Source organism: Pseudoalteromonas sp. MQS005 (assembly GCF_001661605.1).
In the GTDB taxonomy this organism is placed as follows: domain Bacteria; phylum Pseudomonadota; class Gammaproteobacteria; order Enterobacterales; family Alteromonadaceae; genus Pseudoalteromonas; species Pseudoalteromonas tetraodonis.
Genome location: NZ_LYRQ01000084.1, coordinates 1 through 11,067 on the forward strand (window position 1 = coordinate 1; position 11,067 = coordinate 11,067).

Consider the following 11,067-nt stretch of genomic DNA (forward strand, 5'->3'; position numbering starts at 1 on the left):
AATATTTTATATAATAACTCCTAAATTTTATTAGCATCTTTCCCTTTCTTATATTCAGCTTAAATAAACTTCACCTATGTTAGGTTACATATAAACGTCCAAATAAATAGGAGGTTATATGGCAAGTGGATGGGCACGCGATGGTGCAATTCAAGATCAAATCGACGCCAGCGTTAATGATGCTGTGCAATATGCTAGAAGTAACTTAGTTTCTGGAGCCAGTGCCGAGCTATGTGAAGAATGTGATGAACCAATACCACAGGCACGAAGACTTGCGTTACCAGGTGTTAAGTATTGTGTAAGCTGCCAAGTTGAACTAGAAGGTAAAGGCGCACTTTCTAAAGGGCTTAATCGGCGTGGCAGTAAAGATAGTCAATTACGATAAAAAGGTGCATACAGCACCTTTTTTAAAATTGTATCAGAGTTAAGCTTAAATAATTAAAAAGCCGCTTAGTAAACCTATTAAATATATTTACTAAAATTTATTCATATTTTCTTTTTTCTGAATAAGTTCAATTGAGTAGCCATCTGGATCTTTTACAAACGCTATTTCTGTTGTGCCACCCTTTACTGGACCTGGTTCACGGCTTACGTTACCGCCAGCGGCCTTGATATCAGCACAGGCTTTATAGATATCATCAAACTCAATCGCGATATGACCATAGGCATTGCCTAAATCATAGCTGTCGGTATCCCAGTTATAGGTCAGTTCAAGCACTGTTGTGTCAGTTTCATCACCGTAGCCTATAAAGGCGAGGGTATAGCGGTACTCTTCGTTATCAGCACGGCGTAACTCTTTCATACCAAGTACTTGAGTATAAAACGCAATTGATTTATCTAGATCTGCAACCCGTAACATGGTGTGTAGTAGACGCATTTAAATCCTCTTTAAAATTCATATAAATTTTTATAACGCAGCTAGTTTTAACTACTATTGCTGCGCAGTTAAAATATCAATAATCCGATTATAAATTATTTCTGTGAGCATCACAGTATCATCGCCGTTAGTATTTATAAACTGCACAACGACTGTATCGATATCTTTATAATAACGAGCAATGCTTGAATACCCTAATACCCAACCTGTGTGTTCATACTTATAAAGTGATGCATACAAAGCTTGCTCTTGTTCGTCGAAAAAAGTGCCTTTGTTTAAAGCAAAAATAAAGTCACCTACATCTTGTGCGGTTGCCACATAGCCTTGATCGAGTGCTTTAAAATCATTCTCATAACCTACGTAGTAACCACTCATCAAATCTACTAAATTGATTTCATGTACAGATGAAAACGTATGCGTTAGGCCCAGTGGCGTTAAAATTTCATCTTTAATATATTGGTTATGATCATAACCCAGCACGTTAGACATAATTTTTCGCAGCAACAAATAATTGGTATTAGAATAGCCATAGTCAGCATCAGGGCTAAAATCAGCGGGTTTATCGAGTACTAATGCAAGTGGGTCAGGGTAGGTGATTGACCAATCGAAATTATCAGTGTCTGTGTAATTGGGTATGCCACTTCTGTGTTTTACCATCATTCGTAGTGTTATTTTATCTGCGTTTTCAATGCGTCCAATTAATGATGGAAGATAATCAGCCAGTGTTTTATCTACATCAATACGTCCAGCGGCTGAAAGTTTAGTTAAAGCTGCTGCATCATATAACTTTCGAATGCTGCCAATTTTAAAAAGTGCACTAGGGTAAGCGGGTATTTTGTGCTTTCTATTATGCCAACCATTTGCAAAATATTCAGGTTGCTGTCCTTGTTTATGAATATACACAATAATGCCATCGACTCCTTGTTCAATAGCCTCTTGTGTTTGTGCTTGAACGTTAGCGGGCAGTGGGTGAAAGTAATATAAAGCAAACTGCCAAGGGGCAAAAATGTATATGCTAGTAAGAGTAACAATGAGAGCTGCAATCCGCAGAAGTGTAAGCGCTTTTTTGTTCTTCAATTGTATCATTGCATTCTGGCTTCATTTATTTTTGGAGTGTGAGGATCAGCTTTTTACTCTACTAAACAGCAATATCATGTGATATTGCTTTTTAGTTATGAGGAGTTCGACTGTATTAAAGTATATTTTTACTTATTAACTTTGCCCTTAAGAACATAGATTTCACCATCGAAACTCCCTTGAATAGTCAAACCTTGCCCAGCTAGCTCTTTAAGGTACTCTATATGTTCCTCTGTAATATGCTGGCCAGGCACCAAAAGCGGAATACCTGGCGGATAGGGGGTAACTAAACCGGCACAAATACGGTTGTTACTTTTACCGATAGGCACAGATTCGCGCTCGCCATAAAAAGCATCACTTGGAATACATGCTAAGTCTATGGCTGGTAGGTTTTCAGGCAAGCGAGATCGTCGCGTCGATTTTGACAACTTCACTTTACCGCTGTCGAGTTTTTTGAGCGCATTATAAAGACGAATTATTTTTGAGCGCGTGCCGCCAAGCGTCAGTAACACTAAGATGGTGCTGTGAGTGTATTTTTCTATTTCTAGGCCAATTTCATCCAGCAGGTATTTATGAATATCCTTTAACGAATAAGGTAATTCGCTTATGTCGATGAGAATTTTTAGCGGATCGTGACCCATGTTATCACCACTGAAGTGCGGAAATATTTCCATAAAGTCTTGCTTACCTAGTACTTTAATTTGTTTGAGTGAAGCCATCTGTTGTTTAAATTCTTCCACATGGTTCAACAAAGCATTGAGTAACTTATAGCCTTCCATCTCTAATTGCTTTTGGCACACATCAAGCGACGCGATAAGCTGATATTTTGGCGATGTACTGGCGTAAATACTGTAAATCTCACGAAAGAAATCAGCATCGAAATCGGGGTCGTTAACATGAATATAAGACGCTTGAGAAAACGCCGATACCACTTTATGCGCCGAATGAGTGACGTAGTCAGCGCCAGCATGAATGGCGGAATAGTATCGTAGGCTTGGATGAAACAGCGAGTAAGCAAACCATGCCTCGTCAATAAATACTTTAATACCATGTTGGTGGGCAAAATCGACCACCTGTTTAAGGTCACTCAGTAGGCCATCGTAAGTACAACCGGTAAGGACTAGCAATTTCGCATCGGTATTTTGTTCTATCGCCTGTTTAATGTCGGCCAACGACGGCGGCGCGAAGATGCCATATTTTGGATTTAAAATACTCGACAAATAAACAGGTAAACTCGCTGATTGCAAAATGCCATAGTGCACAGACTTATGACAATTGCGGTCGATGATCACTTTATCGCCCTTACGCAGCAATGTCTGCAAGATGATTTTATTTGAGGTAGACGACCCATTGGTAACGAAATAGGTATGCTTGACTTCAAACGTCGCCGCTGCTGACTCTTGCGCACGGCCAATGGTATTGGTGCTATCTGATAATGATCCTAACGAATCAACAGAAACCGACAAGTCGCCCACAAACACATTACGACCATAAAACTGATAAAAATCTTTAATATAAGGAGAATTTCTAAAGCTCGAGCCGCCACTGTGACCTGGTGTGTGCCAAGAATCGTTTGCTTCGCCAACATAGCGGCGGTACGCAGTCCAAAATGGGGTCTCTGAGCGGTCATCGAAATCGTTGATCATATAGCCTAAAATTGCTTCAGGATCAGAAATTACCTCATCTTTAAAAAAGAAAGACTCAATCTCCTCCGACTCATTAACGATTTCAAGCCCCTTCGTATCATCGCCAATAACATAAACAGGCAGCTCAAGGCGGATCCCTTTTAACTGCTCGATAAAGCGACTATAAGTGCGTTCGCCAACCTTATTTTGCAAATCCCAGCTAAGCACTACAGCCTGAATATCACCATCTTCCTCTACAATGTCCAACGCTTGTTTTAGCTCAAGACGCTCAATAATATCGATATGAATATCATCTCGCTCAAAATTGACAATGGTCTTCGATAGATTCGTTGAAAGCTCTTGTAAGGTGACTGGATCTTGCTCAATTAACAAGATACGAAGTATTGGTAGCATAGGAATTCTCGTAATAAAATTTCATAATGCTCAACAGCATAACTAAAGGATTGACGCTTGTGAAATTAATACTTTGAAAATGTTCCAATAATTACGCCAAATCACGAATAAACAGATTTTATTTGAATTGATTTACAAGGTATGAAAAATGAAAGGTGCCAAAGTTAGACACCTACTTTGAATAAACAAAAAAGTAACACTGGAATATGAATTAATCATTGAGCTTATTCTTATAAGCCTGATAATTGAGGTTTAGTATTAACAATCGTGCTAAATGAACGTTTTTTATTTACGGATCTATTCTGCTTTATCTTTAAACTCTTTAGGCACTACTTTTTCGAGCTTCTTTTCTACTTCAACAACGTTCTTACCCATAGCAAACTTATCAAGGTTTGAGTCGGCCAGCCGAAAGATAATAAAAGTAGATGCAAAAGGTAATACCTATAGGATGCTTTTATTAACTTCCTGACTGTTACTATCGACATAGCATTATTTACCCTAATTAAACAGCTAACAGTCTAAATAGTTTTAGTTTTTTAAAACAATGTTTTGGCCTACTAAGTGCATTTTTTAAAAATCCATTCTAAAGGCCCGTGTTTAAAATACTTGAGCCAAAACACACTGAAAATTATGCTAATTATGCAAAAGACCAATGCCGCAAATATTGACAAGTCTATGGTTTGATTAACGAGTAAGCCAGTTGCCTCAAGAATTCCCATGCCAATAATGACATGTACTACATACAGAGTTAACGTTAACTGCCCAGTTTTGCTTAGCCACTCAATTAACCGGTTGGTAGGAAATACACTTGCTAGTTTTAGAGAAACCAGCAAAACAAGAACGGCAGAGCTTGCAGCTGAAAACATATATTGTGGCAACGGCGGTATTATTGACGTGGTTAACAAAAACTCAATTTCATCTTTTGACATGCCAATAGACGGGTCATCTCCTGCCCACATTCTCAGCATATAGAAGCTTGCTTCTACAATAAGTAAAATACTTAAAGACCATGTAAACAAAGACTTCCTTACATTAGCATTGGATAAATCTTGTTTACCCAACCATATGCCAAATAACAAGAAACCACACCATGGAAAAACTGGGTGATAACCATTAAAGAAAAGGTGTCTAATCACTCCTTCAGTTGTCCAAAAACCAGAATAACTAAGCTCAAGCCAATCCCATCCTTTTTCGTAATCAAAGAATAGCCACATTAATGGAAATGCAAAAACAAAACCGATAGATGCACTGAGCAGTTTCTTGCTGCTAAGAGTAAATAATAATGCAGCTATCAAAAAATAGAATGCATAGAATTTCAAGATGTCGGCTTCCCAAATAGGTGTAAAAGCCAAGCCAATCAAAAGTAGTAAAACAGACCTTTTTATCAAAGAGGTTCTTACTTGCTTGATGTGTTCAAGTGATTCACTGGTAACACATTTTTTAGTTAAAAACGCAATACCTATACCCGCTAATATAACAAACAAAGCCGAAGCCCGACCTTCGAATAGAGCCGCAAACTCTATTAATTGTGGTGTGCCAATATCGGCGTTCATGGCTAACTTAAAGTTGACAATAACCATACCAAAGAGCGCTAACGCTCTTGCAAAGTCAATACCGATTAGTCTATTCACTCTCTTGCTCCACAGAATTCATTTTTAACTTTTGAGACATTGCTGTATCATAATGGAACTTAATAGATGATACAAGGCTGTCTCATAAAATGGATGCAAGAACAAATAATTCGAGAAAAAAAATTATTCAATCGGGGTTAAAACTGTTTATTCAAAATGAGGACTCAACGCTAGTTGACGTGGCTAAAAGGGCTGAAGTTGGTAGAGCAACGGTGTACCGCCAATTTAAGCATAAGGAAGCGCTTCAAGAAGAGATTGCGTTATATTGTTTAGACCGCTTTGATGAAGTAAATATGTCCGTTGAAAATAAAGCTAAAGACTCATTGGATGCTATTAGGCTTGTATTCGAAAATACTTTGCCGTTATACGAGGAATTCGCTTTTTTGCAAAAATTCGAGAAGATGTTTCAGAAAAGTGAAAAGCTTCAAGTTCGTATACAACAGCAAGATAACGAGATACGAGAATTGATAAAACTTGCGAAAGATGAGGGGTTATTAAGTAAGCACTTCTGTGTTGATTGGGGTTTTTATTTTTTTGAAGGTTTATTGTACGCAGGTTACAAGATGAGTCATCTAGATAATTACAGTTCAGGTAAGGCAGCACATTTAGCTTTTTTATCGTTCAAGAGTGGGGTTGCTTCATAACCCCCTGCAAGAATATAGATGTAACATTAATTTACTGAAGACAGTTACTAAGCACATCTTGTGGGTAATTTATTTAAAAGATCAGTTTGCTACCTATCTGTTCTTTTTTTGGGTGGAAATCGACACAACTTAAGCCAGCGATGTCGCAACTTGACGCTGGGTAAGCCAAAGCTAAGGTCCGCTTTCGTATCTTAACAGGTGGGAGCTATTCAGTCTTATCTTTAAACTCACACAAATCTTCAATAATACAGCTGCCACATTTAGGTTTTCGGGCAACACAGGTATAGCGACCATGCAAAATGAGCCAGTGATGTACATCGACTTTAAATTCTTTGGGGATCACTTTTTCGAGCTTTTGCTCAACCGCTACAACGTCTTTACCCATGGCAAGTTTAGTACGGTTAGAAACACGGAAAATATGCGTATCTACAGCGATTGTCGGCCAGCCAAAAGATAATTAAGGTAGATAGCAAAAGGAAAACCTATGGACTGCTTTTAGCCATATGCTGACATTAAGCCTTAGCAAATTCAGGAGCATATTTAGGGCTATATATCTACATTGTTTTGACGGCTAACCTTAGTTTTTTTGAGGTTTGATTGTTTGCATCAATAGGCATAGTGATACTAAAGCTACGCCTGCCCAACCTATTACTTTAAATTTTTCCCCAATAATGACTATAGCTAAAACAGTTGCAACTAATGGTTCAATTAAGGTGATTAATGTCGCTTTACTTGCATCTATATAATTCAAACCAAAACCAAATAATAAATATCCTAAAAACATTGGAATTATTGCCATATATAAAGATACGAAAGCATTAGATGAACTTGAAAATAAGTTATCACCCGTAAACCATAATGAAGGAAGTAACAATAGTGCAGCACAACCGAATAGCCCAGACATGGACGATGTTGAGTGAACGCCACTTTCAATTAAACACCTTGCCGCCCATGAATAACCTGCATAAGTTAAACCAGCAATACAACCTAAAATAATCCCCACACCCTGTTGATTGATACTGTAAGCATTATTATTACTCTGGTCTTTACCTAAAGTTAACAGAGCAATACCTATAGCACCAATGACAAAGCTCAACATCCATTGCAATGAAATGTCCTTTTTGCTAATAAGACGTTCAAGGATTCCAGCAAAAAAAGGTGCAGTGGCTATAGATACTACAGTACCAATGGCAACACCTGATAAGCGCATTGAGGTATAGAATGCTAATGGGTAAATAGCGACAGAAGCGACACCTAAGAGAAATATTTTAGGCTGTTCGAGCATCAGCTTATAATCTATAAGTAGCTTTTTTCGAGCTGTGATTACAAGTAACACTCCTCCTATCCCCATAGAGAATGCACCAATAGCCAAAGAGCTTACATCTGGGGAGTAGCTTGCAGCAGTACCAGTTGTCCCCCACAAGAAACTAGCAACAATAATCGCCATAACACCTTTAAAACTTCCGTGATGATTTTCCACAATGAGACTTATTTATAATAACTTCAATATAGAAATAGTATGCTAATTATGTAGGGTGTTTTTAACAATTAAGACGCAATAGTTAACAATTCCGACTAAGTTTACTTTTTGAATTTAGTTGGTGATAGACCAAAGTATTGTGAAAACTTTCGGCTAAAGGCTGAGGGTTCTTTATAACCTACTTTTTCACCAATAATTGGTAACGGATAATCTGTATGCGTAAGTAATGCTTGGGCTTTTTCCATTCGAAGTTTTGTTACGTACTTCATCACGGTCATACCTGTTTGTATTTTAAATAGTTTCTTAAACTGTGTTTCACTCAGGAAAGCAGATTCAGCTAAACATTTAATTTGAAGCTGCTCTGCAATATTTTGCTCTATGAAGGATATTGCTGTACCAATGCGACTATCTACCTTTGGTAATAAAGTTTGCTCTGCCAGCAGTAAGCTGAACATTTCGAACATCGCCTGTTCTAATTGAGCATTAACTTTGTTTTCTAGTTGGTTTTCGATAAAAGTTAAGTAACTTCTAAGAGATGAGTTAATTGCAAAAACAATACATTGTGAAGATGAAATATTTAGCGGAAGATTTTTCATATCTACGACTACAAACCTAGCTTCAGTGTTTGCAGTGAACAGGTGCTCTTCGTTGGCTTTAACTACAACACATTCACTTGGTGCAACTTTTCCATTGAAATCACCAACACATATATTTATGACACCACGTAAAGGTAGAACCAACTGATTAAATTGATGTGAGTGACGAACTGGCTTTGTGCTATAGGAGCGGATGGATAATAGATTTTTCATAATAATAGAAAACGTATTGCCTTATTTCATTATGATTAGGGTTATATATCTTAGAGTAATGAATTCTAAAGTGAAGTCTTAGTTTCTACTGGTGTTTTTAATTAAAGTTTATATGATCAATGTGGCGGCTTAGTTGACTGTCAAGATGATGATAGCTCTACGTTTAATGGATACTAAAAATATCTCTGAAAACTATTGATGCTAATGTCCGTTATCGTATCAAAGCAGTCTAAACATTACTCAGTCTTATCTTTAAACTCACACAAGTCTTCAATTATACAACTGCCGCATTTTGGTTTGCGGGCTGTACAAACATAACGACCATGCAGTATCAGCCAGTGGTGTACATCGACTTTAAATTCTTTAGGGATCACTTTTTCGAGCTTTTGCTCAACCGCAACCACGTCTTTACCCATAGCAAGCTTAGTACGGTTTGATACACGGAATATATGCGTATCTACAGCGATGGTGGGCCAGACAATGTATAATTAAACTAGATTGTGATACAGTCCTTTCATAATAGATAACTAACGATTTGAAAAGCCCTATGTCAGAAAAACCTTTGTTGTTCAGCTATGTGAGATTTTCTACTCAAGAGCAAGCCAAGGGACATTCCCTTAAAAGGCAATTAGATTATGCAAATAAAGTAGCTAAGGAAAGAGGATTATTATTGGATGAGTCTCTTACAATGAGAGATCTAGGCCTTAGTGCATATCATGGAAATAATATTAAAAAAGGTGCATTTGGAGTATTTTTAAAAGCGATAGAGGACGGTAATATCCCTTCAGGCTCAGTTTTGCTTATTGAAAGTCTAGATAGAATGTCAAGAAGGAAGGTCTCAGAATGCGCAAGTATTGTAACTCAGATAATCAATGCTGGTATTACAGTAATAACCGCAATAGACAACAAAGAATATAACAGCCAACTTATTGATGAAAACCCGTTTGAGTTACTTGCCATGTTGATGATCTTCATGCGAGCAAATGAAGAGAGTGAAACCAAATCTCAACGTGTACGAGATGTATTGAAACAGCAGTGTGATGATTGGAGTGCGGGCAAGCGTGGATTCAGAGTAAATTGTGGTAAGCCGCCTAGTTGGACTGTGTGGAATGATGATAAAAAAATATTTGAATTTGAGCCACATCATAAAAAAATTATGCTCCGCAAAATAGAGCTTTTTAAAAAAGGATATGGCGGCATAAAAATAGCAATGTTAATTAATAGTGAGTTTGGTGCAGGCACTATTCATCATACTGGTGCCAATGTATATAAAGAGGTTAAGCGTCGTTCACTTATTGGTGAGCTCAATGTAAAAGTAGGGAATGCAGAGTATGGCCTTAAAGGTTATTATCCTCCGCTGATGAGTGAATCTGAATTTAACTTTTTAGTCGCTGATTCATCTAAGCGTGGCGCTACTAAACAATCACAGAAGTTTGTTGGTATTTTATCTGGGGTAGGTGTATTTAAATGCGGCAATTGCGGAAAGTCTGTAGGTTCACATGTTGTTTATCGAAACAAATGTTTGAATGAAGTAAAAAGCAGCCATAAACGATATGGCTGTGTTGAAGCACGGCGAAAAAATAACTGTGAAATGAATTCAACCGTCCAAATTGATGTGATAGAAAAAGCAGTTGTCACTTTTTGCCAAGATAAGGTTAACCTACAGCGTATTTTGTTAAAAGGTGGAGATAGGGAGGCCATTAACAGCCAAGAGGCTAATCTTAGGGCGCGTTTAGTTAAAATTAATGGTGATATAGATTTATTTACTGAGGCTCTTCTGACTTTAAATGGAACTCCGCCACAGGCCATTGCTAACAAAATATCCAAACTTGAGTCTGAGGCACGTGATGTTGAGTCGCAGATTAGTATTAGTAAAAATAAGTTAGCTAGAATTGATAACTCATTTCGTGATGAAGTAACTGATCGGTGGTTATCAATTACTAAAAACCTTATAAAACTTTCCAACGACGAACGTCTAGCTATTCGTCAACTAGTTAAAGACACTTTTAAAAGCATCAGTTTACAATTAAATACATTTAGCGGCGATAAAGGTGGCCTCAATAATGTATTTGAGCGTCTGTTAGGTACCTCAAATGCTGATTACTTTGAGCTTTTACTTGAATTTCATAATGATAAGAGGCGTTTGTTACGTCTGCATAAACATACTGGTGAGCTAGTTAGTGGTTATGACTTTTGACGTAATTACGAAGAGGTCAGTTGCAAGTTTAACCTTGCAACAGGCCATACTTAATATTACTTAGCTAAAGGGCTTAGCTATTGAGGTTCTTTAAAATAATTAGGGTCAATACTTGTAAACTTAGAACAAAAGGTTTCAATAGTGTGGGCCAACATGGCTTCAAAGACCATTGACTCAACAACCATTCCTGACTGAATAATCTTACCTTGATTGGTAATTATCGCTAGCGCAAATCCTTTTTGCATTTGAAGTCCATCATTATTAGAAAAAATAATTTGCATAGAAACCTTTAATTTATTAAAAAAAGAATTGG

10 protein-coding genes and 3 pseudogenes are annotated in these 11,067 nt (G+C 37.4%); 3 read left to right on the top strand and 10 right to left on the bottom strand.

What is annotated here, in order from left to right; genetic code table 11:
* Positions 1-118: 118 nt before the first annotated feature.
* On the top strand, positions 119-385 hold the full coding sequence (locus A9479_RS18710; RefSeq protein WP_024602991.1) for a DksA/TraR family C4-type zinc finger protein: 267 nt from the start codon (positions 119-121) through the stop codon (positions 383-385).
* 90 nt (positions 386-475) lie between these two features.
* Here the strand turns inward: A9479_RS18710 and gloA are convergent, their stop codons facing one another.
* The 5 genes and pseudogenes from gloA to A9479_RS18730 form a co-directional block, all read right to left on the bottom strand.
* On the bottom strand, positions 476-877 hold the full coding sequence (gloA, locus tag A9479_RS18715) for a lactoylglutathione lyase (RefSeq protein WP_064664255.1): 402 nt from the start codon (positions 875-877) through the stop codon (positions 476-478).
* 54 nt (positions 878-931) lie between these two features.
* Positions 932-1,963 (bottom strand): serine hydrolase, encoded by a 1,032-nt coding sequence (locus A9479_RS18720; protein ID WP_064664256.1) that lies wholly within the window; start codon positions 1,961-1,963, stop codon positions 932-934.
* Between the two features lie 119 nt (positions 1,964-2,082).
* Complete coding sequence (locus A9479_RS18725; RefSeq protein ID WP_013465293.1) at positions 2,083-3,993, bottom strand: aminotransferase class V-fold PLP-dependent enzyme; 1,911 nt, start codon at positions 3,991-3,993, stop codon at positions 2,083-2,085.
* 312 nt (positions 3,994-4,305) lie between these two features.
* A pseudogene (locus tag A9479_RS20170) lies at positions 4,306-4,377 on the bottom strand (endonuclease III); the annotation flags it as partial.
* Positions 4,378-4,550: 173 nt separating this feature from the next.
* Positions 4,551-5,624, bottom strand: coding sequence for a DUF418 domain-containing protein (locus A9479_RS18730; RefSeq protein WP_064664257.1), 1,074 nt, complete (start codon positions 5,622-5,624; stop codon positions 4,551-4,553).
* Positions 5,625-5,713: 89 nt separating this feature from the next.
* Between A9479_RS18730 and A9479_RS18735 the strand changes: the two genes are divergently transcribed.
* Positions 5,714-6,268, top strand: a complete 555-nt coding sequence (locus A9479_RS18735; RefSeq protein ID WP_028834979.1) for a TetR/AcrR family transcriptional regulator — start codon at positions 5,714-5,716, stop codon at positions 6,266-6,268.
* Positions 6,269-6,473: 205 nt separating this feature from the next.
* On the opposite strand, the pseudogene A9479_RS18740 reads toward A9479_RS18735, so the two are convergent.
* The 4 genes and pseudogenes from A9479_RS18740 to A9479_RS18755 all read right to left on the bottom strand — a co-directional run.
* A pseudogene (locus A9479_RS18740) lies at positions 6,474-6,722 on the bottom strand (endonuclease III); the annotation flags it as partial.
* Positions 6,723-6,845: 123 nt separating this feature from the next.
* A complete protein-coding gene (locus A9479_RS18745; protein WP_064664258.1) occupies positions 6,846-7,715 on the bottom strand; it encodes a DMT family transporter in 870 nt (289 codons plus the stop codon).
* Between the two features lie 134 nt (positions 7,716-7,849).
* Positions 7,850-8,557 (bottom strand): AraC family transcriptional regulator, encoded by a 708-nt coding sequence (locus A9479_RS18750; RefSeq protein ID WP_016900424.1) that lies wholly within the window; start codon positions 8,555-8,557, stop codon positions 7,850-7,852.
* A gap of 236 nt (positions 8,558-8,793) precedes the next feature.
* Positions 8,794-9,033, bottom strand: a pseudogene (locus A9479_RS18755) (endonuclease III); the annotation flags it as partial.
* A gap of 71 nt (positions 9,034-9,104) precedes the next feature.
* On the opposite strand from A9479_RS18755, the gene A9479_RS18760 reads away from it, so the two are divergent.
* The gene (locus A9479_RS18760; protein ID WP_004589241.1) at positions 9,105-10,754 is read left to right on the top strand and encodes a recombinase family protein; all 1,650 of its coding nucleotides are present in this window, start codon (positions 9,105-9,107) and stop codon (positions 10,752-10,754) included.
* A 77-nt stretch (positions 10,755-10,831) separates the two neighbouring features.
* Here the strand turns inward: A9479_RS18760 and A9479_RS18765 are convergent.
* Positions 10,832-11,067: hypothetical protein (locus A9479_RS18765; protein WP_231893597.1), on the bottom strand; the 236-nt coding region annotated here is incomplete at its 5' end.